Source organism: Bacteroides sp. BFG-637, from assembly GCF_024793605.1.
Lineage (GTDB): Bacteria > Bacteroidota > Bacteroidia > Bacteroidales > Bacteroidaceae > Bacteroides > Bacteroides vicugnae.
The window spans coordinates 497,992-522,903 of the sequence record NZ_JANUPD010000002.1; the positions used below are offsets into that span (position 1 = coordinate 497,992).

Annotated in this window: 22 protein-coding genes and 3 pseudogenes; all 25 read right to left on the bottom strand. The window is 41.9% G+C overall.

The window, feature by feature from the left end:
- Window positions 1-374: 374 nt before the first annotated feature.
- The 25 genes and pseudogenes from NXX38_RS02140 to NXX38_RS02260 all read right to left on the bottom strand — a co-directional run bounded on the left by NXX38_RS02140 (window position 375) and on the right by NXX38_RS02260 (window position 24,382).
- On the bottom strand, window positions 375-2,636 hold the full coding sequence (locus tag NXX38_RS02140) for a Helicase associated domain protein (protein ID WP_005634523.1): 2,262 nt from the start codon (window positions 2,634-2,636) through the stop codon (window positions 375-377).
- 25 nt (window positions 2,637-2,661) lie between these two features.
- Window positions 2,662-2,970, bottom strand: a complete 309-nt coding sequence (locus NXX38_RS02145; RefSeq protein WP_005634525.1) for an Arm DNA-binding domain-containing protein — start codon at window positions 2,968-2,970, stop codon at window positions 2,662-2,664.
- A gap of 305 nt (window positions 2,971-3,275) precedes the next feature.
- Window positions 3,276-3,410, bottom strand: a complete 135-nt coding sequence (locus NXX38_RS02150; RefSeq protein WP_258978508.1) for a hypothetical protein — start codon at window positions 3,408-3,410, stop codon at window positions 3,276-3,278.
- A gap of 48 nt (window positions 3,411-3,458) precedes the next feature.
- A pseudogene (gene wecB / locus NXX38_RS02155) lies at window positions 3,459-4,620 on the bottom strand (non-hydrolyzing UDP-N-acetylglucosamine 2-epimerase).
- A 17-nt stretch (window positions 4,621-4,637) separates the two neighbouring features.
- Entirely contained in the window at window positions 4,638-5,417 is a 780-nt protein-coding gene (locus NXX38_RS02160; RefSeq protein ID WP_258978509.1) for a glycosyltransferase, read from the bottom strand.
- Window positions 5,380-5,829: a glycosyltransferase gene (locus NXX38_RS02165; RefSeq protein ID WP_258978510.1), complete on the bottom strand. Its 450-nt coding sequence runs from the start codon at window positions 5,827-5,829 to the stop codon at window positions 5,380-5,382. The genes NXX38_RS02160 and NXX38_RS02165 overlap by 38 nt, the downstream gene beginning before the upstream one ends.
- A 3-nt stretch (window positions 5,830-5,832) precedes the next feature.
- The gene (locus NXX38_RS02170) at window positions 5,833-7,386 is read right to left on the bottom strand and encodes a heparinase II/III family protein (protein WP_005634533.1); all 1,554 of its coding nucleotides are present in this window, start codon (window positions 7,384-7,386) and stop codon (window positions 5,833-5,835) included.
- Between the two features lie 5 nt (window positions 7,387-7,391).
- On the bottom strand, window positions 7,392-8,447 hold the full coding sequence (locus NXX38_RS02175) for a glycosyltransferase family 4 protein (protein ID WP_005634534.1): 1,056 nt from the start codon (window positions 8,445-8,447) through the stop codon (window positions 7,392-7,394).
- Entirely contained in the window at window positions 8,444-9,547 is a 1,104-nt protein-coding gene (locus tag NXX38_RS02180; RefSeq protein WP_005634535.1) for a glycosyltransferase, read from the bottom strand. Before NXX38_RS02180 ends, NXX38_RS02175 begins: the two co-directional genes overlap by 4 nt.
- A 59-nt stretch (window positions 9,548-9,606) precedes the next feature.
- The gene (locus NXX38_RS02185; protein WP_005634536.1) at window positions 9,607-10,746 is read right to left on the bottom strand and encodes an EpsG family protein; all 1,140 of its coding nucleotides are present in this window, start codon (window positions 10,744-10,746) and stop codon (window positions 9,607-9,609) included.
- A gap of 133 nt (window positions 10,747-10,879) precedes the next feature.
- Window positions 10,880-11,810: pseudogene (locus NXX38_RS26860) on the bottom strand (acyltransferase family protein).
- Window positions 11,789-12,778, bottom strand: coding sequence for a glycosyltransferase family 2 protein (locus NXX38_RS02200; protein ID WP_005862857.1), 990 nt, complete (start codon window positions 12,776-12,778; stop codon window positions 11,789-11,791). The pseudogene NXX38_RS26860 and the gene NXX38_RS02200 overlap by 22 nt, the downstream one beginning before the upstream one ends.
- Before the next feature lie 5 nt (window positions 12,779-12,783).
- On the bottom strand, window positions 12,784-13,278 hold the full coding sequence (locus NXX38_RS26865; RefSeq protein WP_409012841.1) for an acyltransferase family protein: 495 nt from the start codon (window positions 13,276-13,278) through the stop codon (window positions 12,784-12,786).
- Window positions 13,279-13,310: 32 nt separating this feature from the next.
- A complete protein-coding gene (locus tag NXX38_RS02205) occupies window positions 13,311-13,709 on the bottom strand; it encodes an acyltransferase family protein (RefSeq protein ID WP_005634540.1) in 399 nt (132 codons plus the stop codon).
- 4 nt (window positions 13,710-13,713) lie between these two features.
- Window positions 13,714-14,043, bottom strand: coding sequence for a hypothetical protein (locus NXX38_RS02210; protein ID WP_005649017.1), 330 nt, complete (start codon window positions 14,041-14,043; stop codon window positions 13,714-13,716).
- A gap of 19 nt (window positions 14,044-14,062) precedes the next feature.
- Window positions 14,063-15,592: an oligosaccharide flippase family protein gene (locus NXX38_RS02215; protein ID WP_032596391.1), complete on the bottom strand. Its 1,530-nt coding sequence runs from the start codon at window positions 15,590-15,592 to the stop codon at window positions 14,063-14,065.
- Window positions 15,593-15,658: 66 nt separating this feature from the next.
- Window positions 15,659-16,753: a glycosyltransferase family 4 protein gene (locus NXX38_RS02220; protein WP_227945685.1), complete on the bottom strand. Its 1,095-nt coding sequence runs from the start codon at window positions 16,751-16,753 to the stop codon at window positions 15,659-15,661.
- Window positions 16,754-16,760: 7 nt separating this feature from the next.
- Window positions 16,761-17,965: pseudogene (gene wecC / locus NXX38_RS02225) on the bottom strand (UDP-N-acetyl-D-mannosamine dehydrogenase).
- 30 nt (window positions 17,966-17,995) lie between these two features.
- Window positions 17,996-18,595, bottom strand: coding sequence for a sugar transferase (locus tag NXX38_RS02230; protein WP_085931221.1), 600 nt, complete (start codon window positions 18,593-18,595; stop codon window positions 17,996-17,998).
- Between the two features lie 735 nt (window positions 18,596-19,330).
- The gene (locus NXX38_RS02235; protein WP_227945686.1) at window positions 19,331-19,552 is read right to left on the bottom strand and encodes a hypothetical protein; all 222 of its coding nucleotides are present in this window, start codon (window positions 19,550-19,552) and stop codon (window positions 19,331-19,333) included.
- Window positions 19,506-19,724 carry a hypothetical protein gene (locus tag NXX38_RS02240; protein ID WP_005634557.1) on the bottom strand — a complete coding sequence of 73 codons (219 nt, stop codon included), beginning with the start codon at window positions 19,722-19,724 and terminating at the stop codon, window positions 19,506-19,508. Before NXX38_RS02240 ends, NXX38_RS02235 begins: the two co-directional genes overlap by 47 nt.
- Window positions 19,721-20,431, bottom strand: coding sequence for a tyrosine-protein phosphatase (locus NXX38_RS02245; RefSeq protein WP_005634560.1), 711 nt, complete (start codon window positions 20,429-20,431; stop codon window positions 19,721-19,723). The genes NXX38_RS02240 and NXX38_RS02245 overlap by 4 nt, the downstream gene beginning before the upstream one ends.
- 50 nt (window positions 20,432-20,481) lie before the next feature.
- Window positions 20,482-22,899 (bottom strand): polysaccharide biosynthesis tyrosine autokinase, encoded by a 2,418-nt coding sequence (locus NXX38_RS02250; protein ID WP_005634564.1) that lies wholly within the window; start codon window positions 22,897-22,899, stop codon window positions 20,482-20,484.
- A gap of 35 nt (window positions 22,900-22,934) precedes the next feature.
- Window positions 22,935-23,729 (bottom strand): polysaccharide biosynthesis/export family protein, encoded by a 795-nt coding sequence (locus NXX38_RS02255; protein ID WP_005634567.1) that lies wholly within the window; start codon window positions 23,727-23,729, stop codon window positions 22,935-22,937.
- Between the two features lie 92 nt (window positions 23,730-23,821).
- On the bottom strand, window positions 23,822-24,382 hold the full coding sequence (locus NXX38_RS02260; RefSeq protein WP_032596399.1) for a UpxY family transcription antiterminator: 561 nt from the start codon (window positions 24,380-24,382) through the stop codon (window positions 23,822-23,824).
- Window positions 24,383-24,912: the final 530 nt, after the last annotated feature.

Here is a 24,912-nt window from a genome sequence, read left to right on the forward strand (position 1 = left end):
ATTTAAATTGTAACCATACCCTATATATTCAAACTGGCTTCCATTCAAAGGAAAGTCAAAAGATGTTCATAATAATGCTCCTTACATTATTATGACAGACAAGAGTCATGACATTGGTAATAACCATCTTTTGTAAATCGTCATTTATATGCAGTGACAATTTCATTTCCATGTCTACGAAATTTGGTAATAACATCTTTTAAAAGTGTCTAGAATTCCTATCAGTTATGTACATATCTGAATTCTGATTTTATGCGTATTTATTCATAAAATTAGACTCTATATCTGCTTACACAGGTTATCACTATACTATTTCCTGCAAATAACATTTGGGAATATATTTCGTAACCCAATGGTTTCAAAGATGTTTCCTGTCAGCTCAGAGGGAAACCGATCCGCTCCAATTGTACTATTCGCTCATCTGACATGTTTCCCTTGCGGTAATCCCGTCTTTGGATGGTACACCAACGTCCCAATGCTCCTTCACGGCAACCTGGCCATCGCCCTTGGCGGTTATGGAACAGGCGCAACTGCTCAAAGTTGCCTTGCCAGACTTGTTCCGCTGACCAAACAAATCCTATTTTATCCAACAGAAGCCAGCGATCATGGGATAATTTCCCCAGTTTGTGCATTTTTCGTTGTGTATGACACCATCCACCCAGATTCCCCTCCGTCGATTTAGGGAAACGCTGATATTTTCCGACAAAAGACTTCAACTCCTCGTAATTCTTCATCCATTCCCTTTGAAGGTCTTGATTCCAAACAAAGCCGATCTCATCCAAAGCCCGGATGCGCTCTTTGCTCAAGCGTCCATTCTTCCGCCTTTCCCGTTGGGTATAACACCAAGTTGCAAGCGGGCCGTCTTCACGTTTGGGCCAGCGTCCGCAGGTATCAAAGAAGACTTTCAACGCACGGTATTCTTTCATCCATTTGGAGTCGAGCTGGTTCCATTCGAAGCCGATCAATTCTAGCTGACGGCGGCGTTCCTCCTGCAATTTTCCCCGTTTATAGGCAATGCGTTGGGTGTTGCACCACAAACCGAGTTTCCCTTCCGTAATTGATGGCCAGTCGTTTTCTTCCCGACGGAATTCAATCAGCCTCTCATACATAATCTGCCAGGGCTCCAGTTCTGCCAATATCTCTTCTATGCGCAGCCGTATGTCTGATAGGAAACCCGTCGTCAAAAAAGAGGTGTTTCCTTCGAATCCTTTGGGTGACGGAAGGAGAGATAGACGCTCCAAGTGGGGAGCCATCACATCATAAACCGATTTTCCTGAAAGATTGTTGACAAAATCCAAGACGACCGGCCGTTTTCCAGCCTCGGCATTTAGACAACGGCCCAATTGCTGCAAGGTAACGATATATGATTCTGTCCGTCTAAGGAATAAGACAGCATCCACACCTTCCACATGCAGTCCTTCTATCAGCATGTTGACGGAAAACAATACGTGCAGCCGGTCTGATTCTTCTCGGAAAGCATCCAGTATCCGGCCGTTCTGCCGTTCACCTTGGGCATGATGGATCTCGAACGGAGTAATGGCACGTCCCGCTCGCGTGAGCCATCCGCATACTTCTGGCACCATCTGCTTCAAATCGGTGAGATCGCGACAGAATACCAGCAGCTTGCGTACGCTTGTCGGCAGGAACTTCCGGATGACTTCCGGTGCCCCTAAAGCCTCTTTGAAATCCACACGTGCCAGATCCAGTTTCTTCTGTACCTTTTCTTTTCGTCCTTTTGAACAACCGCTGCGTTCCAACTTTCTTTGCAGCCGGTCCAGTTCGTTGTCCAGCCCGTAAGCACTCTGTACCAGAACCGGAACCGGCAAGATATTGTAATACCAAGCCTGCGGCAAGGTAAGCTCATAAAACAAATTTCCTTCGAAATAAAGATCCACCGTATCGATCATTCCCTCCGGACGGATCGGCGTTGCCGACGTTCCCAGGACATAGGCACAGGGATTATTTTCTATCACATCCTGCAAGGCACTTCCCCAAATTTCCGCCCCGAAATGGTGGAATTCATCAATAAGAATATGATCTGCCCGTAACAACCCATTGTCCTCCCGGTTACGGATCAGTGACTGGAATGTCCGGTACGTCACTTGCGGAATAGAGAATCCGACGGCTTTCCGGATCTCATCCAGAATCGTGATGTTCGGAGCAAAGACCAATATCTTTTCCTTTGCATGATCTGCGATATAGCGTGCCAGCAAATAGGATTTCCCTGTTCCGGTAGCCTGCACGACCGCACCGATACGGTGTTGTTTGAATCCCCGCATGATCGCCCTGTAAGCCGCTTCGTTATGCGGATAAAGCTCCACATGTCTTCCGGACAAGAGGCTTTCAATATAGCTTTCATCCGAAACGGTCAGCCCATGCAGTTCAAAGTCCAATGCTTCCGGCAGGAATCCGCCGTGTGCCACGATCCTGAAATATAGATTTCGATGCCCTTTACTTAGTGTAGAGAACTTCTCGTAGAACAATTCAGCATCCGAGCGAGTCAAAGGACGTTCGTTTCGGACCTCCTTCACGATGGCATGTACCATTCCCGGCTTGAAGCCTATCCGTAGTCCCTCTTCGGATTCTGTTACCTGGAAGCCTAGACGGAGATAGCAATCTGTTAAAGACGATACCATCCTATTTACTTACAAGTCAAAAAGTTCATTTGATTATTGTCCTTTGCTGTTTAAAGAGGGCTATCATATTACCCATTGTCAGTCGACCGGTAATATCTTCTGTTATAATCCGGTTCAAAAGCCGAAGATCCGCCTCAATTTGGACACGGAAACGACAGGACTCAGGATAATCATCCCGGATTGTCCTTGCTGTTTCATCCCAGGAAGAAGCTGACAAGTGAAGACGGGAAGAAAACTCCATACGCCGGTTGTGCCCTTTGTAGATACGGTAATAAATTGTACCACGCTCGGGATTTTTCTTATTAGGTTCAAAACGGACAACAACAGTAGGCATCCTTGTTACTTTTACAGCTGATTTATATAGAGGAGTTTCCCTTATAATCAAAATTTGGGTAGGGTGATTTTTTCTTAAAAACGCTCACCAATCTGAGTATTTTCCCTGCATTATTTATATCCGCACTGGAAATATGGATAAATTCACTCATACTAGTATATGCTACCCAGAAATAGGAGAAAGTCCAAACAATAAAAGTTCCCAAAAGGAACACCCATACGCAGGAATTTTTTCATTTACCATTCCCCTTTTCTTCACACTAAAATCCAGAATCATATTGCAGACGGTTGCGGTCAAAATGCCTCTCATGCCCGTTCTCTTCCGAAGTTAGTGGTGACAACATATAGTAATCCTTGAATGTTATACACCCGTTTGAAATTAGAAACCGGACGAATCTGCATCTTCCTCGTTTTCCGCTTATAAAGCAGAATCATCATCACCTTAAAAAATATTAATAGTCTGATTTTCAGGTTTAATCTCACATCTTTTTATATTCTGTACAGCAATGCGTTCACAATACGTCCACAAGCAAGCCCGTCTCCATAAGGGTTCACTGCCTTGCTCATTTTTTCATAGGCGACTTTATCGTCAATCAAAACAGATACTTCATTTACTATTCTGTTATAATCCGTACCTACCAGTTTTACCGTTCCTGCATCCAATGCTTCCGGACGTTCCGTTGTGTCGCGCATCACCAATACCGGCTTACCCAGTCCTGGAGCTTCCTCTTGTATGCCACCGCTATCGGTTAATACTATAGTGGATTTTTCCATTAAATAGACAAAACTCAGATATTCTAAAGGTTCAATGAAGAACATGTTCCCAAAATCGGATAATTCCTCTCCAAATACGTCATGTATCGGTTTGCGCACATTTGGATTCAAGTGCATCGGATAAACGAAGTCCACCTCCGGGTATTTTTTTGTCAAGTCTTTGATAGCAGTACACATATGGATGAATCCGTCACCGAAGTTTTCACGACGATGTCCCGTAATCAGCACCAGCTTCTTACCACCATTCAAACGGCTCACGTCATATCCGGCTTTTGCCAGTATCCCTACCAATTCACAATCCAACGCCTTGTCGCTCTTAATTTTATCCACTACCCAATAAAGCGCATCAATTACCGTATTCCCGGTCACGATGACATTCCGATCGTCAATACCTTCCCGCATCAGATTGCTACGACTCAGTGGCGTAGGCGAGAAATGGTAGGTCGCCAGTCGTCCGGTCAAAAGTCGATTCATCTCCTCCGGCCATGGGCTATAGATGTTATGTGTACGTAATCCTGCCTCTATGTGTGCTACCGGAATCTGTTGGTAGAAGGCCGACAGAGCAGCGGCAGTAGAAGTGGTCGTGTCACCGTGCACCAGCACTACATCCGGCCTTGCCTCTTTCAGTACATCACGCATACCTGTCAATACACGGGACGTCACGTCATATAAGTCTTGTCCCTGCTTCCATAATGTTCAAGTCATAATCTGGACAAATATCGAATATATCCAATACCTGGTCCAGCATTTCCCGGTGTTGTCCGGTAACACATACTACAGTTTCCACCCGTTCTGGCTGTTTCTGGAATTCTTTCACCAGCGGAGCCATCTTGATTGCCTCCGGACGGGTGCCGAAGACCAACATTACTTTCTTCATTGAATTATATTTTTACATCAGATTGATTTTATAAAATCGTAACAGCGATATATCTGTTTGTTAAAATCGAATTCATTTTTTGCCATATCCAGGCAGTTCTTCGATATTGTGCTGTATTCTTCGTCAGGAAGGTTAATCAACTCAATAATATTATTGTGTAATTGTTTGAAATCATGTGGCTTTGAAACCATTCCAAAATAATATTTCGATACGATCTCAGCCCCTTCTCCACCTCCACAAAACAGTATAGGTATGCCAATAGGTATGAGATCATATATTTTGGATGGCACTGCTCCTTTGATTGCTACGGTAAGTGGAACAATTGACGCATCGTATCTTGACAACTCTTCGGCGATTTGTTTTTTCTTTACATATCCATGATAATACACGAAACAACCGGGATGTTTATTTATATATTCTTTTATCTTTTCTGTCTGATTTCCACCACCATACAAGTGGAACTCAGCGCCAATAGACTGAAACGGAATATTCTCGATAATTGAATATATATCTTGTGCCACACCTAATAGTCCGGCATATACAATGCGAAAGGGCGTGTGCTTCCTTTTGGGTTGAGCAGCAACCGCATATTGCTGCAAATTACGGTATACAAACTTGTTTTTTGTCGAAGGAAATTGATTCACATGCCGGATTATCTCTTCAGACTGACCGAAAATACCGTCTGCATTGCGATAAATATAACGTTCAATCCACGCGAAAATATCATATATCTTCCCACCTTCACGCATTGCTCCAAGCTCAACAGCAGAAAGTGGCCATAAATCGGATATGTTCACAAGAGTCTTGCGCCCGAATATTTTTTTTGAAAAGCGTGATGGCCGAACCAGCCACTGGTAGTGGAGGGCTTTGGATGATCACCCTATCGTAACCCTGGATCTTCTTTATCTTAAAAGCAAACAACCATAACATGGTCGCAAATGACATCATACTTACCGCTCGCTTAAAAGGATTCTTGGACACGGTTGCATAAGTCCAATATCTATACACGTTTATGCCATTAATCTTTTCTTTTTTTGACAAACGGCCTCTATAACCCTCGAATATTTGTCCTTGAGGGTAATTCGGCAAACAAGTTAACACATCCACTTCCGCTCCCTGACTTTTCAGCCCTTCAGCCATATTGGTTATACGGGAAGGAGCAGCCCCAAGCTCGGGAGAATAGTAGAACGACACAATTAAAATCTTCATATTTTATGCCTGAAATATTTGATACGTTAAATTTCTGCAAAATACTATTTTTATCGTCTTAGAAGGTTCTAGTCGATTGTATTCTACTGATACAAAATCATTTATAATTTCTATGGAATTTGCACCAGATACAGCGATATTAGCCCTGTTGGTTCTTATTTCAGTTGACGATATGGCAAGGACCTCAATATCGGGTGCGAAATGAATATAGCTGATACATTCTGTCATATTATTGCCGACAATCTTATCATTTATTGTAAACACATCATCGTTAATAGTGAATTTCCGTTGATGTATACATCCTTTAAAACCATCGTGCTCTGCCATAATTTCATTTTCGGTATCGGATAGTACTCTTACTTTAGCTCTTTTACCCATACGGAAACCTCCCCACACCTCGCTAGAATCCTTGTTGCCGACAGTTACGGTGTTATGAGCTGACGTACTTCGTTCGTACTGCCTTCTTGCAGTCTTGTTGTAGGTAGAAATACCTGTATCAACAACAAACGGTCTGCAATCAATTCGCAATTCATAATTAAACGTATCGGCATGACTATGCCCCGGCTGATAGGTCGCAGTAATATTACCCACATCCACAACTGCCTCCAAATGTGTTGAACAAAGCTTCCTATAGCCACATTCTTTCATAGGCAAAGGGGTCCATTCCAACTTCAATCTTTTGGCGTATGCTCTCAATTCGGAAACTGTCGGTGCTATCCCATATGCCGAATCATTAAGTAAGGGAATCGTATCGTCTTTCCACACGATGCTCTCCAAATGCCCCAACATCCTTACCACATACAGTTTCAAAAGCTCACACATTTTCTCATGACCTCTATTAATCGAGGCATTATAGCAATCCAATAACCTATCGAGCAAAATGCAGTGATACATCGGTGATTGCTCGTAATGTGAGCCATCAGGCAAAATCTGTTCATCAAGCTCTTTATACAACAGACAGGATGCCTTGTCATACATTTTTTTATCGGAAAAATAAATTGAAGCGATAAACAAAGCGTAAGCATCTTCTAAAAGATGGTTGCCAAGCAGTTGGTATTCCAGTTTCCGTTCGAGCAATTTACATTGCGCATAAAGGGAATCGTTCCACCGTTGCAACCGATTGCTCTCCACTTTTTTATGATGCCTGCCGATAAACTTGATCCAGTTGATGCTTCGCAGTGCGATAGGATAAGGATCAAGACCGATCCTGTTTGTTGGCAAATCAGTTATAAACCGTTCAACCCATTCTGAACCTTGTTCAAAAGTCATGTCAGGTTGCAACAACCAATCCATATAATTCAGATTGTATGCCCAAAGCATCCCATGACTAACATCATTCCATGACTTAAAATCCCCTATAAGATTTAGGAATGTAAATGTCTTGGGTACATTGTAACAATACCACTTTGCGATAACTGAGACCATCCGCAATGAAGATTGCCGGGGAACATTATATTCCATCAACTTATGAGAAAATAGTCTATAATATAATTGATAATAGATTTGTTTTAACCGAAGATGTTTAATTGTATTGACAATAAGAATATTATTAGCCATTTGATTTAGTGCATTATAATTTCAAGTATGCGTTTATTCGTCTTATCAGATTCAAACTCTTCTTCAAATTTCTTCAAGGCATTCCCTGAATATTGAGAATAGTTTGTTGCGTTAATCGATAAGATAGCTTGTTTTATCGCATCTACATCACCGGGAATTACTAAACGACCATTGTAACCGTCTTCTACGATTTCAGGTATTCCACCTGCATAGGTTGATACGCAAGGAATGCCTACAGACATAGCTTCGATGATAATGCCCGGGTAGCCCTCGCGATAAGAAGGTAATAGCAGTAAATCATATTCTACTAAAGTTTTTAAAACCTGTTCGGAAGAGACAACCCCATGGTATGTTATTCCGCTTTCGTTGAAGTTGATATTGCGATATTTATCCTCTTTTATCTCACCATATATATCAAGGGTATAATTCGAAGGTAACAGTTTGGATACCGCTATAAGATCTTCTATCCCTTTTTCTTTGTTGATATGCGACATGAAAACACATCTGCCATGAAAGTCTGAGGGGTTCTTTCGTATTGTTGAAGCTTTACGCACATTAGGGAACCAATGTATATTGTCACTCTTTCCTATTAACTGTTGTAGGTGTGTAATACCCTGTTGGGTTTCAAAGAATATCAAGTCTGTTTGTCTGATAGCATCAAGTGCCCGTTGTAATTGGGTTTGACCAATTTTCTTTATGTAGAACTCAAATGAACCTCCGAATTTACGTAGTACGACTTTTTTGTGTGCCAAACGAGCTATTTTGCTCAATAATGGGAAATAATAAATTGTACCATGATCAGAAAAATTGAACATTACAATATCGCACCCAAACAGTCTCCACAAAAATGCCGGGAAAAAGTATGAATAATTGCGCCACATACTACGCTGGCGAGTGCGAAGATTTGAATACCGGTTGTTTTGTACAAACCTATATTCATATTCAGACTGAGAGGCTAGATAGTCAAGATAGTTTTTCATCAACACCGTCGCACCTCCATAATTCAATAAGTTGCTCTCATCGGGAATTGAGCCTACAACGAGTAATTTTTTCCGTTTCATTTCTTTATTCCTTTCTCGAAAAGTCTTACGTAGTTGCGAGCACATTCGTACATACTGAATGGACCATAAGTGGCAAGAGCTTTTTGCTTCATGTCTTTAAGCTGTACATCAGTGAGGAATAGAAATCTCTTTACCGTTTTGTAATAAGATTCTTCACCGATACCGTCACTCAGAAAACCGTTTTCACCGTTGTGTACCACATCTACTATACCGCCCACAGGTGTGCATACCGGTATACAGCCAACACCAATAGCCTCTATCAACGAAATAGGCATCCCCTCATACGAGGAACAAAGTGCATAAGCATCTCCCATTTTAAGGTATTCAAGCGGATTGTGCAGTTCTCCAAGTAATTGTATTGCTTCATCGTTGTACGAACGCAATTCCGCGGTCATCTGTGCATCACGTTCACCTCCGATAAACAATACAGTGAGGTCGTATCCTTCCCGTTTTAACCGCATTACCACACGTGCCAAGAGAGTTTGCCGTTTCACAGGGTCAATACGTGCGAGACTTATCAGTACTCGCGTCTTATTTGTATGTCTATACTGTTTAAATTGTTCCTTGACCTCGTCTGAAACAAGCATACCAGCATCCACATTGCGCCCATTGAAAATCATAGGAGCATCCATTCCATAATATTTTCGGAAGCTATGTAGTGATTCGGCGGAAATGGTAATGGGTGTAATCCACCCATGATGAAAACAGAACTTCCGCATTCCGCTGCTGATAAAGGAGCCTCCGGCTTCTTTATCAGCAGCGGAATGCACTGTATGACAGTGCATAACGCCATTCTTTCGCATGATTGCGAAAGCAATATACATAATAGCACGCAAATGCGTGTGCACCACATCAGGCTTTTCTCTACGGATATATCTATATACTCTAAATAACAAACCGATGTCAAGTCCCATCCGTTTGTTCATCGATACCACCCTTACATTATTCGATACCTCTTTCAAATAGAAATCCACCTTGTCAAGTGAGTGCAAAACCATCAATGTCACATCATGTTCTTTCGACAACTCATTGCACAAGTCAACCACAAACCGCTCTCCGCCGCCACTGCTAAGTTGAGGAATTATTTCTAAGATTTTCATTCAGATTGTTTTTTAATTTTTTTATTGTGATCCTAATACGTGTAAACTAACGAAACATGTCAGAAAAAGACGTACCCTTCCCATACCAACCTCTTATAGAAGGCATAGAAAAGTTTATAACAGATAGGAAGGATTGCCAAAAGCATCAAGATTCTTTTCTCGCGTGTCATCTTGAAATTAGAATAATAATAACCCACAACAATACAAAGAGGAAAATAGCTCATCATTATGAAACGTATAAAGAGCCATACCGAAGTTTCTTGGAAGAAAAACAGACTGGCAATATAAGTTATTGCATACCAATAGATGAACAATGCCTTTATATACCGTGGAACATCAATTTCTTCAAAAACTATCTTCTTAGTCATAAGAGCCAAAGATGCGTATACCGGCATATAGGTTATCATTTGGTTCAGTTTACCAAAAATATTCGACTGCCGCATTGTGCCGCTCGCATATCCCGTCATCGAGCTCCCTATATTCATGTCTGCTATATCAAAACCGATGAGTCCGTTCATAATAATATAATCCAGCAGTAAAGTAGTCACAACGGTCAGGAAAGGGAATATGACAAGACTGATTTTTACCGTTTTCCTATTCAGATAAAAAGGTGTTACCGAAAGTGCAGCAATCGAAAACAACATACTTTTGTGAAAGAAGAATGAACAGAAAATCAACAAACAACCGAATAGGAATGACAATAACCTATTATGAGAGGGCCTGATAATGAATGAAAAGCCAAAAAACAGTATGGCAATTCCCAAATTTCCGCGCATTACTGAAATAATGTTGATATAAAACAGCACAAATATCAGCAATCCTATCCTCACATCAAGTTTGAGCCGTTTTATTGTCCATAACGACAAAATCACCGTTCCGCTCCACACTATAAACCGCCATACCAGATAGTTTGAAGTGACATTCCGTATCAACCAATAGTAAACGGGTTCAAGATGCACGTTTAATCCGGTTGAACAGATACGTTTGAAAAGCCCCTCGTAGTGATAGAAATCGTTGTCCGCATAGCCGAAAGTGCAAAACAGTATCAGCAGGACACCGTATACTGCATAATCCAAGATGTCTGTATATCGTTTTCTAAATTCACAGCCATATCTATACACATTCGGAAACGGATACAGCATAAGAAAAAACAGAAGTATATTGAACAGTACCGGAACTGCCTCGTAATGATATTTCATCGTTGTAATTTATTAGGTAAATAAAATAGGACACATTCATACTAACACAGAAATTTGGTGTATTTGCATCCGGCTATAATCACACTTGATACATAGCAGACGATGAAAGTGCCCACGAAGGCGACCAACGGAGTTAACTCTTTGGTATACAAAAATACCCCCCCATTCTATAATAGATAAGTCTCAGAACTATTTCTTGCATCACATATATTCCCATCGAATTCATTGCGATACTTCGGCATACAGTGTATAGTTTTCCATTGCATCTGTCTTCCAGTTTTATAAATACAGCGACATAGATAATTGTGACTAATCCATAGCTTACCATTTTAAGAGTATGGTGGACAAACAGGATTAAAACTTTTACTTTCAAGTCCGATGCCAGTTCCGGACGCATCCCGTCCATTCCCAAAACCAATGTTACCGCAATGAATAACCCCATATAAACAGCCGATAAAATGCATATTGTTGACCAATTGACAGTTCTCAGCCGCTCACGATTTCTAAAGAAAATTCCACCAAGATGGAAAAAAAAGCAGATAATAAAGCGATTGATTAAAACGGAACGGAATTCCCGGCCAAGGCAGAATAGCAATAATCATGAGTACTAACATCAAGTTACGTCCCTTGAGACAGTGCTGTATGCCATATTCCATTAAAAAGCACCAAAAGAGCATCGGAAGAAACCAAAGATGTCCGTATCCCCCAATAATTTTCCAAAAATGTTCCAGATTAAGAAGTTTTGACGGACCAAAGAATATCAATGTCATGATAATGCCCCAACACATACACGGTACAAACAGCCGTTTCAGCTTACCGGCTAGTAATAATCGGAAAGAAATGACTTTCTTTTGGAGCGAAAAGGCAAATACATACCCGGAAATCAGGACAAAAGTTTCCAGCATCCCACTGTATGCCAGTTTTCCTCCCCAATAAAATCCTTCATTGGGTTGGGCGTAGGAAGGCATATCCCAACCACCGCAATAGGGCGCAAGAGCATGATAGAGCACGAGCAGAATGATTACGAACGTCCTGATAATATCTATTTCCTTAAGTCTTTCCATATATTTTTAAGGTATTTGAATATGGGATATACACCAAGCAAAGAACCGAAATACTCGATTTTACTGAGAGTACGCATCTTGCTGTGACGAATGACTGTAATACTGTTGATTTCCGGATATGTATTGTGCCAAATCCGACGGATTCGCGGCATCAGCATATATCTATCAAGATACATTCTTGAACCAACTTTCAGCGCATTTATCTCGTCTGTATACTTTTCATAAATACCTTTGGAGCGAAGAAAGGTGAAAATCAGATCAAGATTCTCCTTACGCTGATTGAGTTTATTAATCTGGATCTCAGCACTGCCATAACTTGTAATTGACGCAGGATTAAAAAAATAGTAATAAAATGGTTTCATCAAGTATCCTACATTCCGGCTATTCCAAACCAATTGGATTATCGTCGCCAGATCCTCGTTCATATTTTGCCTTGGAAATGTTATCCCATCGTAAAGACTACGTTTGATCAAAGCGCCGCACAAGCTCCCCATCAACCGCCCGCAAAGCAATGATGACATCAGGAAGTCTTTATTATTGGTAGAAACCTTGCGCGGGGCGGAAGCATATGTAGAAACACCATCACTACGATAGAAATCATAAAAGACCATATCGTAATGGCCGGATAGGGCAAAAGTATATAGTTCCTTTATGGCATGCACATCCATCCAGTCATCGCTATCGCAATGAACCGTGTAATCACCAGAGGCCAATTGAATCCCTTGTCGTCGAACAGCGGGCAGGCCGCTGTTCGACGACAACCTCTCAATTCGTGTCAGCCTCTTTCGATGCGGATATTTTTCCAGAGTTCTCTGCAAGATCTCCACCGACTTGTCTGGAGAACAATCATCCACAAAGATGTATTCAATGTCATCAAACGTTTGGGCGAACAACGATTCAGCGCACCGCTCAATATATTCCTCTACTCTATAAATCGGTACAATGATTGATACTTTCGGATTATCCATGATTTTTAGCTGTCAGTTTTTTTAATTGTTCTATTCCAAGGGCAATTAAATAACTCAATGTTATGAAGATAACAAAAGTGATTAAGTTTGAAATTACCCCCCAGTTTTGTGTTATAAAAGCTACTGTTTGTTCTGATAAAATCCCTGAACAACCACAGAAAAGGAGCGTGTATAGCCATTATCGTGAGTGAATTAGCTCCCAAAGATGCCAATATTCTGTTTGTAGTTGTTATCTTGTTGAAAGGCTTGAAATTCAACAAAAGATATATGGCACAGAAAGCTCCGGCATAGAATATAAACGGGAAACTGGAAAATTTCAGTTGCGAAATATCAAATTGATAATGTGCCAAACGGCAGAACGCTATGATATATCCGGCTATAGCAATAACGGTTGCTTTTTTAATTGCCCCCTCTGCTTGTGTCAGCCCTTTGTCGTTCATCCATTTGCCGACAGCATAGAATGGCAAAGAGAACAGCCCCTGCCCGATATAAAACGGCAAATTGATCTTGGAATATGCGACAGCCAGCCCAATTACAAAAGAAACGATAAGAATAACGTTTTTTCCTTAACGGTTTTGTCCCAAAAATAATATATGACACATATATAAAAAAGAGCGACCAAGAACCACAACGGACCATCAAATGCGGCGATATGATGGATGCTCAGTTTATCAAGCGGTATTCCCTGCAACCCCATGCTAAAATAAAATACAGCGAATATCAGAGAATATTCCCCAAAGGGAATAAGCAACCGTTTTGCTCTTGATTGAATAAATCCTTGTTTGGGATGATAAAACATACCGGCCAAAAAGAAAAACAAAGGCATATGGAAAATACAAATTTCCTTTATAAGGATTGCGGTGGCATGTCCCCAAACGACAAGGATTATGCCGATGCCTTTAAGTATGTCTATACGAATGTCCCTTTCCATTATTTCAAAAGTTTAAGTTCCTCTTCCTTTCTTCTGCAAGAAATACATCCGCAGCACTATAATCTGCCCAAAGAACTTCTTTGTATTTTTCCTCTTTATCTGTTTCACTGATAGTACGTTTCTGCAAACCGATATTATCGAGAAAAGTAATCATGCAGTTGTCCTTATCTCTATTGACAGCAAAGAACGGCATATGAAAAAACGAGCGCATGAAACGAACCGCCGGTAACAAACATTGTAATTTGACCAAATTAAGGAATTCCAAAAGCCCCGTAACAAGCTGCTGTTTAAAAGGATACAAACCGCAACGGAGTGTATTGTATACTGTTGCCACCACCTTTATTCCCTACATTTTATTGTTTTTTTAAGAACATGAATTTATTTGTTACCGTACTGATTACGAACCCTCTTTCTTTAGCATCAAGTCCGAATTTATAGATAACAAGTCCGGAAATGATAAGACTGGTCAATACGACAAGTATATGGCTACCCCAGCTTGAGGTTAGAAATTTATGCAAAAAGAATGGGACCGGAATGATGCAGACCGACACCCAAAGACACCTAAACATCACTTCCACGACATACCTCCTAACCGGGAAATTCACTTTGTGTTTGAGATAGAATATTCTGTAACAGTGAGTAATGAAATTGATGGCAATTCTGACAATCACCGCATAGACGGGACTGCAACCGAACTTGAACAATATATATATAATCGGAATATTCATAATTATCATCGAAGAAACGGTAAACTGATACTTGGCTATATTGCCTATTGTTTCAGATGACACCCAAAGACTTCCGGATAATGCATCAATAAGCAGGAAGATGAGATAAAGCTGAATGAACTGTACTGTATATTGAGGGACACAGACAAGCCATAACTCGACGACAGGCCGACAAATCAAAATCAACGGATAAGCGACGAAAAAGAGCAGGAAATACGAGAATTTTGACGAGCGGAAAACAAGTTCCAGAAATCTGGATTTATCCCCTGAAAAATAGGACTGGACAATCTGTGGCTGCACCGCTTTCTGAAAGTTTGTAACCAAAGTATTGACAGCACTGAACACTTGCGAGGCTACCCCCATTGCCGCATTGACAGCAACCGTGAAAAAAATATTCAAAAGTATTGATATGCCTTGTATGGATGCGACATGGGCTATACCGCCGAAAAGGCTCCATGAAGAAAAGAAAAGCATTTCTTTCAGCAGCTTTCTGTCAAAATAGAACCGGAATCTGCAAGTCATGAAATTACGCTTGCAATAAATGGCATAAATGATATTCAACAATATCCCAACGGTCATAAGGGCAACGGCGTACAACACCAGACGATTGTCTTCAGCCCAGAAAAGGAGAAATACTGTTCCCAATTTTGCCATTACCTCAATGATGCTGACATAAGCGAAAAAAGACATCCTCTCATATGCAATAATGCTCGACTCATCAGGAATCCTGATAAAATGAAGACAAGCGGTCACTACAGAAATATGGTACACAACCCGTGCTGCATCTTGTGTTTCCGGAGGAATATTCAATTTTGTTTCAAAGAAATAGAGCCCCACAGTTTCCAATACGAAGCCGATAAATACCGCTATTGCAAAATGTATCAGAAGACTCATGGAATAAACCCTCGAGACTCTGTCATGATTGCCTTTTCCCAATTCCACGTTCAGAAAACGTTGGGTGGCTTTTGTCATTGCGGAATTAATAAAAGACAGAAGTGCGATAAAGCCGCCAACAACATTGTATACTCCAAAATCGTTCTCTCCCAACACTTCCAATATAATCCTGGAAGTATATAGAGATACGGGCATCATTACGAATGTCCGTATATAAAGCATTAACGTGTTGCGTGCTATGCGTTTGTTTGATGACTGCATTTATAACTATCCTACATTTTTTAATCTCAATTGCAACCTGAATGACAATAGAGTGTCAGGGGCAAATCAATTGGTCTGATGGTATATAGAAGCTAACTTTTCCACACCGTCTGCAAGCGTGAACCGACTGGATATTACTTTTGATTTTCTACCCATCATTTCTCGGACTTCACGATTATTGACAAGTATCTCAATCCTGTCAGCAAGCTCTTCAACATTCTCTTTTTCAAAAAGATATCCGTTTTCTCCCTCATGTACGATTTCAGGAATGCCCCCAACTCGTGTACCAATAACAGGCAACGAATAGTTTAGGGCCTCCATAATACTAAGAGAAAGTCCTTCTGTACGGGAAGGCTGCAAGTAAATATCAGAAATATTCAAAATATCATTAATGTCATTTCGTATTCCCAAAGACATAATCTTTCTATTCAATCCGGCCTCGGCAATCAATTGCCTCAAGCTATTACTGTCTTCAGAATTTTCGCTAATTCCGATGACAAGCACTATTATATCGTTTTTAAGTCTGTTGGAGTCCATCAGACTCTGAATACTTTTGACAAGTATATCGAATCCCTTGATACGAATATTGAATCCGATTGTAGTCAACACGACTACCCCCTTTGGTATGTCCAATGTTTTTTTCAGATTTGGGTTGACAATCTTTTTTTTCCGGACTCCCAAGTATAGGACTTCACTCTTTGAAGAAAAACCTACGCCTTCAATCATTTCTTTCTTTACGCCACAACTGACACAAAGGAATCTTTCAAAAGGAAAAAAACAGAACTTCAGATATAATTTTTTAAGTTTGTTGGAAACAAAGATTTCACTATGACGGGTTGAAATAATCCGAATCCGGGGAAACAGAATTCGCAAGAATGGTGCAATAAGATAACTTCCAAAATGAAAATGAACAATGTCTATTTTCTCACGTTTGATGACACCTATCACAAATTTGAAATATTGAAATGTGGAAATGCTTTGTTTACAAAGTATTACCCCCCCACACTTATTGATGTCATTTACATAGTTTTCACTGATTGGCATCGACTCGTATACAAAAATAAATTTATCAACACGGCATATCTTGACCAATTCAGCGAAGTAGGATTCTACTCCGCCGTATTTAGTCGATTTCATACCTGTCAGTTCTAAAATATTCATATATTCACTATTTTTTAAATATTCCACAAAAGTCCAATATCACCTTATCCTCTCGCCATTCTAATTCTTTGAACGGAGTGTGTGCTGTAAGGAATACCACGATGTCCGCCTTGTCGTAGGCTTCTTTGTAATCTGTTAACTTGAACACATGGTGCTCCTTTACATTGGGTTCCACAACCAGGATATTGGCATTATTGCAACTCTGCATCACTTTCGTGGTAATATATTTTGCAGGACTCTCGCGCAAATCGTCGATATTCGGTTTGAAAGCCAACCCCATCATGGCAACGCACGGTTTCCGATGATGTTTCAGTTCAAATTCCAGCATGGCATTTTTCACTTTTTCTGCGCACCAAAAACTTTTGTAGTTGTTAATTTCACGGGCATCGGCAATCAATTTACTCTCTGCTGGAAAATCAGCAGTGATAAAATAAGGGTCAATAGCTATACAATGACCTCCCACGCCACAACCAGGCTGCAAGATGCTAACCCGCGGATGTTTGTTGGCAAGATTGATAAGTTCCCACACATTGATACCGGCCTTGTCACAAATCAAGGAAAGTTCATTCGCAAAGGCTATTTGTACATCCCGACTGGAATTCTCCGTCAGTTTGCACATTTCAGCAGTACGACAGTTGGTTCTATGAAGTGTTCCCTGCACGAATTGAGAATAAAATCCAATGGCCTTATCGGTAGATTCAGGATTTAAACCGCCTATGACCCGGTCGTTATGTATCAGTTCGTAAATCACATTGCCCGGCAATACACGTTCGGGACAATAAGCCACATAAATCCTATCTTCCAATTCAGGACGTTCGCTGAAAATGAGGCGGGCCATCGCTTCGGTGGTGCCTACGGGTGAAGTGGACTCGATGACATAAAGGTCGCCTTCCTTTAATAATGGCAATACGGCACGTGTAGCGGCTTCCACATAACTAACGTCCGGTTCATGATTTCCTTTGAACGGGGTGGGAACTACCATAAAATAAGCATCGCTCACCTCCGGCTTTATGGAAGCTTTCAACGAGCCGGCATTCACCACCTCCTGCAACATCTCCTCCATACCCGGCTCAATGATATGCAGATGTCCTGCATTCGTCATATCCACTACCGGGGGTTAATATCAACTCCTGTAATCTGAATGCCGTGCTTGGCGGCGATAATGGCTGTGGGCAATCCGATATACCCCAAGCCCATAAAACAAGCTTTCATTATCAATCTGTTATATAAGTTATTAATCTTTTAAAATTTCTTTCCGAGTACAATTGAACAGAATGTGTTCAACAGAATTTTAAAGTCGAACCACCATGAGCGATGTCCTAAATAATAAAGGTCATATTCCAAACGTCGGAGCATCTTCTCCATCGTATCCGTATAGCCGTTATATAGTGTGGCATATGATGTTACGCCCGGACGGATTTGGTAAAGATAAGTATATCGCTTGTCGTGTTCAAGTATCTGGTCGATATAAAACTTACGCTCCGGACGTGGACCGATGAATGCCATATCGCCACGCAGAACATTGTAGAGTTGGGGTAATTCATCCAAATGGTGCGCCCGGATGAAACGACCGGTCTTAGTCAATCGGGAATCATTTTCACCCCCGGTATGACTAAGCTGCGGTCCGAACTTCTCGGCATCCAGACGCATGGAGCGGAATTTGTATATGTAGAACGGGCGCCCGAATCTGCCGATACGTTCTTGCTTGAAGATGACACTTCCTCCATCTTCCCTGCGAATGGCAATGTAGCAAAACAGGAATAGCGGAGAAAAAATGATCAATGCAATCAATGACAGGATAAAATCACCGATACGCTTTACATTGCGCGCAAATGCGGACATTCCATCGGGAATGAAACTGTCCCGTGGCACATATTGGCTGACATGTGTGGTGACAATTATTGCATCATCATTCGGGTCATCCTTTTTCAGCTTATGCAACCACTTCTGATAAGCATTAAAATTTATTGTATCTGCCATTTTTAACTTTATATAGGTCTCAGTTTGTGAACCTACCTCAACAGAACCTTGCAACAATGAAACAAGGGATTCTCCGGATGTAACCGTACACGGCATCTGAAGACAGTCTGAGTAACTACGAAAATTCATGTAGCCTTGTTGTTTATCAAAAAGACGTAAACCGTATGCGGAATAACCGTATGCACACCATGCACCGATCTGTTTATTCCGATACAAGTGGATATAAGAACCATCATTTTGATTTTCGTTTTCCCTTATAAGATGAACATTCATAAAAGTATATTGTTTATAATTTATCGTAAGCACAAAGCACTATACATTTGACTAATAATCAAGAGGTTTCCTGATCGCATCTATTCTATTTCACCTAAGACATACTTGTGGGGGCATGACGAAGAAGTTCCATTCCTCACACGAAGGACAACAGAATCTTTGATAGAGGAACAATCGTGATTATCGTCAATGTTGTTAATGCAGCTTCGTATCCGACCACTGTCTGGACCAAAGCCATAGCTGTTATGGCATGAGCCGTAGTGAAACCATGCATAACAACATTGGATATAAAAATATCAGTGTCTTTTATTCTAAGATTAAAGATTATACCAAATCCTGTTGATTGTACAAGTCTTGTTGCAATTTAGTCAACGGACGTAGATGAATGTCCGTTTCATTCTCCAGAAAACCAAAAATGATACGTTTCTGAAGGGAAGGAGTTATGGTCATCCCATCGTATTGATTTTCCATCATCTTCATATAGCTCTTATCCCATGCCTTACGTTTCCAGATAATTTCTTCCGCCACTTCCATTCTTGCCGACAATGGCACTTATTGTCACCCCCGCAGCAAAGAAATTCCTTTCAAGCGACCTGCACTCATCACCATAGCCATTGAACTGATATTGTTCACCTTGTTTCAAGATGCGCAGTACGTTCCTGTTCCAGCGGTCATCCTTTCGGATTACAAGGCTCGTCAATGCAAAATTTGCAATCATTGATCACTTTGTTTCTGTAAGGTTCCAATGACTTCCGATTTTACTGCCGAAGCGACCAATGTCTTGTAACAGCCTATGGCATGGATGTCACAACCGGTACGGTCGTACATTCCGGCTTTCAGCAGGGCTTCGGCCTTTTCCTGTACATGTTTTCCGTACATTCCGGCCAACGAGGGCAAATTGAGTTGGAAGGAGACATGCTCTTCCTTCAAGGCCTGATAATCCCTCTTCTGCATATATTCATACCGTTCCGAATGTGCAAGCAACGGGTAATAACCTTTCTTTTGGATGCGTTGCAGGACAGAGAGCAGTTCCATTGGTGGATTGAAATAGGAGGTTTCCACCAACAGGTAACGTTTCCCCTCCTCTAGGGGCAGCAGGTCATCTTTTTCCAGCCGTTCCTCAAAGAGATTGTCCATCATGTATTCCGCAGCCAAGGCAAGTTCCAGTGTGCCGTTATAACTCCGTTTCAATTCTTGGAACTTTTCCTGCAAGGTCACAGTTTCATTAGGGATGTCCTCCATGATGTGCGGCGTGAGCCATACCTTTCTGACTCCATGCTTTTCCATCATATCTAGAATTCGGAGTGATTCATCCAATGTTCCCACTCCGTCATCCACTCCCGGAAGGAGATGGCTGTGACAGTCGGTCATTCCTTTCAGGATACCGCTCCGGGCGAAGGTTATTGTCTTACGAAAGGGCCACATGATAGTTGAGTTAAAATTAAAAGTTCTTACGAGAACGATAACATGCAAAATCAATCACTTGATGACCATCCATTTACCCCCCCCATTTTTCCTTTATTTCCATAATAGGAAGAGTAGCCGTTGCGATAGCCATATCTATAGCCATAGCGGCCTCCGGCACTTTCTGTACCGTTCAGTATCACGCTGAGGTTCTTGAAACGTTTCTCCTGGTAAATATTTTCTAGTTCGGGCAGCATGCTACGGTCCAATAAACCGCTGCGGACTACAAAGACGGTGCGGTCAGCCAGTTTCTCGATGATCTGCGCATCGGCCACGATATCGATAGGCGGACAGTCAATAAAGATATAGTCATACTCGCTGCGAAGCACCTCTATCAAAGTGGCCAGTTTGCCGTCCTCCAACAGTTCCGTCGGGTTTGGGGGAACAGTACCGATAGGAATGATATGCAGGTTGTCGTATTTTTCATCCTTCACGATAATCTCCTTCCAGTCACTGACACGGTTGCCCAGATAATCACTTAAACCAGTCTTCGGGGAATCCACGTAGGAGGAGGTGGAGCCGTGACGCAGGTCACCGTCTATCACCAATATTCTCTTTTTCTTGATGGCAAAGCTCATGGCAATGTTCATGGCAAGGAACGACTTGCCGCTGCCAGGATTAAACGAGGTAAGCATGAACACGTTCTGACCGCTGTCCTTGCCTGCCATAAAGTCAATATTGGAACGTAACACGCGGAACGCTTCATTGATAATGTTACGGTTGCCTTCCTTCACCACGATGGCTTTCATGACAGACTGTGTGTGTTTATCGAATCCCAATTTCTTCTTAGCACTGAGATATTGGGGGATCTCACCGATGAACGGAATGCTTAGGTTTTCCAGATCCTTTCGCCCGCGCACCTTGGTATTCATGTTTTCCTTCATGAAAATAATCACCGCCGGAACAAGCAGACCGATGGCGAATGCCACCAAAAGGATATTCATCTTTCGGGGGGCTGTGGGAAGCATGCTGCCTCTCGGAGCGGTAATCACACGTGTATTGTAGGCGGTGAAAGCCTGTGAAAGCTCGTTCTCCTCACGTTTCTGGAGCAGATAAAGATACAGTTCCTCCTTCACCTTCTGCTGGCGTTCCACAGAAAGCAGATATTTCGCCTGGTTCGGGTTGGAAGCCAGTTGGCTGGTGGTCGTGGCTTCCTGTTGGCGGATGTTGCGTATTTGGGTATTGAGCGAAACAATCAGGTTGTCCACCGACTGAATGATGGTACGCTGCATGCTTTGCAGTGAGTTAGCCATGTCTTTTGCCAGAGGGTTCTTCTCGCTACTGTTGGCGATCAGGCGGTTACGTTCGAGCACGATCGTGTTATATTCACCGATCTGGCTCTCGATATTGACATTAGCGATACCGGAGTTGGTGGGTAACAGCTGGCTGAGTTTCTTGTTGTTCAACTCTTTCCGGATATACTGTGCGGTGGAAAGCTGGCTGTTGAGTGCCAGCAACTCCTTCTTGTTCTCGGCGGACTGGGACAGGTAGAGGCTGGATGCCGCCTGCACATCCGGCAGCAGGTGCTCACTCTTGTAACCGGCGATGTTCTCATCTACATTGCCCAGCTCGTTTTCGATCACGCTCAGACGGTCACCGATGAACTGCGAAGTACTGACGGCGATCTGGTTCTTGTCCTGAATCCATTTCTCGTTGTACATTTCAATCAGGGTGTTCAGAATGTCTTCAGCCTTCTGAATGGAGGCATCGTTGATACTCAGATTGATAATGGTGGCATCCTCGTTTCCCAATTCCGCATGCAAAGCGGCTGTATAATAATCGGTGACGGCACACACATTACCTTTTCTATAACGTATGGAAGTGCCCACGAATGAATCGTTCCAATATTTTGTGAAATTGATGACAAGTGTGCCTATTTCAGTACGGATGGAATCGCCCATCTTTCCGGAGAAATCTTCCCCAAACGCTTTCCCGTTTACTTCCATGTCGGATATGACAAACGTTTCTTTGGATGAAATATCTATTGTAAAACCGACAGGAGTTTCATCCAAGTGGCGATAGGTGACTGCTAAAGGCGAACTTTTGTATAATTCCACATCTTTCAGTCCTTTGCGGACAGTATAGGTCTCGTTTAATCCCAACCGCTGTACCACCTCGGTCATCAGCGTGGGCGATTTCAGGGTGAGCAACTCATTGTTGATATTGGTATTCGACTTGAAGATACCCAAGTCAGAAAATTCACTGACCACATTGGTGGATGTTCCTCCCTTGGAATCATCTTTCACCAAAATGGCAGCGGTACGGGTGTAAATGTTCGGGGTGCCCAGCAGGTACAAGGCGGCTGTCGCCAGGGTTACGAACAGGGAGAGGGCAAACCAGTGCCACCGGGGCATGAAAATCCCCCACAGGTCTTGTATGCGTATGAAGTCGTCAGCAGGCTTGCTGGCGGTTGTTTTCTTTTCTGTCATATTATAAAAATATAAAGTGATTCCTTTTCTGAAGGTTACTTGAATATTAGCACACCCAACGAAGTGAGGAATGAAGCGACGCTGATCCATAGCGATACGGACTTCACGTTATTCTCGTTGATGGTGCTCTGACCGGCACGCATCTTATTGGGCTGCACATAAATCACATCGTTTTGCTTCAAATAGTAGACCGGAGATTTAAAAATGTCCTTACTACGAAGATCTACCCAGTGGGTGACACGCTCACCGTTTTCCTCGCGGATGACAAAGATAGCATCACGTTTACCGGTAATGGTCAAGTCGCCCGCCATGCTGATGGCTTCAAGCAAAGTGATCTGGTCTTTGGTTATGTTGTACTTGCCGGGGGTTTTTACCTCACCTAACACGGAGAAATAGAGATTCATGAACTCTACGGTCACTACCGGATCTTTCACCAAGTCCTCTTCCATCAGCCGTTTCTTGATAAGGGCGGCAATCTGGCTTTTGGTCATACCGGCAATATGAAGCGTACCAATGACCGGAAAGTCTATGTTTCCCTTGTCATCGAGCGTGTAACCGGATATTTCACCATTATTGTTGCTACTACGTAAATCGGCAGTTCCTGCCCGATACTGGACACGTGTCAGGTTGAACAACGCTGCCAACTGCGGGTCTTTACTGGATACCATGATGGAAATTTGGTCCTTGGGCTGCACGGTGATGTCTCTTGCACCCACAATCGCTTCAGGCTGATTCACAGCAATGTCTTGAAAGTAAAGAATCTCCTTCGAAGTGTGACAGGATGTAAACAACACTATCGCAAAGAGATAAATCAAAAATCGATTCTTCATATTTATATCTGTACAGTTTATATTATTTCTAATTTGTAATTTCAATTAATTTTTATCGTGATTTTTGCGAAGTCCCGTAAAAGCCAGCGGTTTTAGGAAAGAACTTCAATCAGATCGGGGTGCACCTCAGCGGAAACGGCCATGACACCCTCCAATAGGACAACCACCCTACGGTTTCTCTTGCCCTGCACCCGCACAAACATGCCCTTCACGTTATCGAACTTGCCACCGTGGATACATACACGCATTCCTCTTTTCAAGTCTATTTCTTCGGGCCTATAATAAACAGTGTCCTCCTCATAATGAGAAGCTATCTTGATGAAGCTGTCCATCTGGTCATCCGGTACGGTAATATATTCCACCCCCGTGCTCTTTTCCCACATGGCGAATTGCAAGAAATTGTATCGTTTCTTGAATTCAGTGATCTGCGAATGGCTGGCGTGGACGAAAAGCAGACTCGGTATAACCGGCACCAACTTTTTTGACTTCACTCCATGATAAGTTCTTACGGCATAATGTTTCGGGATAAAATATTCCAAACCATATTCCTTGTCTTTCAGCCTGTCCTCTGCCATTTTCTCATTCTTGTAGGCGCGCATGACGAACCATCGGACCTGCCTTTTTTCCTCCGCTGTAAAAAGACTCGTACTCATATTCCGAAACATTTTATAGGTGTGGATATAAACCTAGTTCATGCCAACCTACATATTGGCATGTATTACAATGGATTACGTTCCCTTTTCCCATAATATCCATTGTTAGTTCCATACTTTTGACAAAGTGTACAGACCTCATTTCCGGGGCTTCCGTCACTACTTCTCTTGGCAAGAGAAATATTAGAGGACCATATTTTATGTAATTAATTGATAGACAAGTAGAAAAGCGAAGTGGCATTGTGGCGTTTATCCAATATATGTTAAGCAAATACACTCTGTATGAATGTTTTGGTTATATTTTATCACCTGTTTTCTATCGTTTCTTCAATATTTTACATAACTTTGCACATTGTAATATTTCTCTTGCCAAGAAAATGAGCCGTATGCTCAACAATTTTTATTATATTACAAAATGCTTTCAAAAACCTTTCAAACGCATCTGGTTTTAAATTGTCAATAAGAACATTTCCAACAGTATTCTGCCACTGTATTCATAGATCTTTTCCGGTACTTTTCTTTTTAAGAGA

Excerpts from the sequence above, each read along its gene's own strand:
- NXX38_RS02140 (WP_005634523.1), bottom strand. The coding sequence starts at position 2,636 with ATGGTATCGTCTTTAACAGATTGCTATCTCCGTCTAGGCTTCCAGGTA.
- NXX38_RS02145 (WP_005634525.1), bottom strand. The coding sequence starts at position 2,970 with ATGCCTACTGTTGTTGTCCGTTTTGAACCTAATAAGAAAAATCCCGAG.
- NXX38_RS02165 (WP_258978510.1), bottom strand. The coding sequence starts at position 5,829 with ATGAAGATTTTAATTGTGTCGTTCTACTATTCTCCCGAGCTTGGGGCT.
- NXX38_RS02170 (WP_005634533.1), bottom strand. The coding sequence starts at position 7,386 with ATGGCTAATAATATTCTTATTGTCAATACAATTAAACATCTTCGGTTA.
- NXX38_RS02175 (WP_005634534.1), bottom strand. The coding sequence starts at position 8,447 with ATGAAACGGAAAAAATTACTCGTTGTAGGCTCAATTCCCGATGAGAGC.
- NXX38_RS02180 (WP_005634535.1), bottom strand. The coding sequence starts at position 9,547 with ATGAAAATCTTAGAAATAATTCCTCAACTTAGCAGTGGCGGCGGAGAG.
- NXX38_RS02185 (WP_005634536.1), bottom strand. The coding sequence starts at position 10,746 with ATGAAATATCATTACGAGGCAGTTCCGGTACTGTTCAATATACTTCTG.
- NXX38_RS02200 (WP_005862857.1), bottom strand. The coding sequence starts at position 12,778 with ATGGATAATCCGAAAGTATCAATCATTGTACCGATTTATAGAGTAGAG.
- NXX38_RS02205 (WP_005634540.1), bottom strand. The coding sequence starts at position 13,709 with ATGGAAAGGGACATTCGTATAGACATACTTAAAGGCATCGGCATAATC.
- NXX38_RS02215 (WP_032596391.1), bottom strand. The coding sequence starts at position 15,592 with ATGCAGTCATCAAACAAACGCATAGCACGCAACACGTTAATGCTTTAT.
- NXX38_RS02220 (WP_227945685.1), bottom strand. The coding sequence starts at position 16,753 with ATGAATATTTTAGAACTGACAGGTATGAAATCGACTAAATACGGCGGA.
- NXX38_RS02230 (WP_085931221.1), bottom strand. The coding sequence starts at position 18,595 with ATGTCCGCATTTGCGCGCAATGTAAAGCGTATCGGTGATTTTATCCTG.
- NXX38_RS02240 (WP_005634557.1), bottom strand. The coding sequence starts at position 19,724 with ATGATTGCAAATTTTGCATTGACGAGCCTTGTAATCCGAAAGGATGAC.
- NXX38_RS02245 (WP_005634560.1), bottom strand. The coding sequence starts at position 20,431 with ATGTGGCCCTTTCGTAAGACAATAACCTTCGCCCGGAGCGGTATCCTG.
- NXX38_RS02250 (WP_005634564.1), bottom strand. The coding sequence starts at position 22,899 with ATGACAGAAAAGAAAACAACCGCCAGCAAGCCTGCTGACGACTTCATA.
- NXX38_RS02255 (WP_005634567.1), bottom strand. The coding sequence starts at position 23,729 with ATGAAGAATCGATTTTTGATTTATCTCTTTGCGATAGTGTTGTTTACA.
- NXX38_RS02260 (WP_032596399.1), bottom strand. The coding sequence starts at position 24,382 with ATGAGTACGAGTCTTTTTACAGCGGAGGAAAAAAGGCAGGTCCGATGG.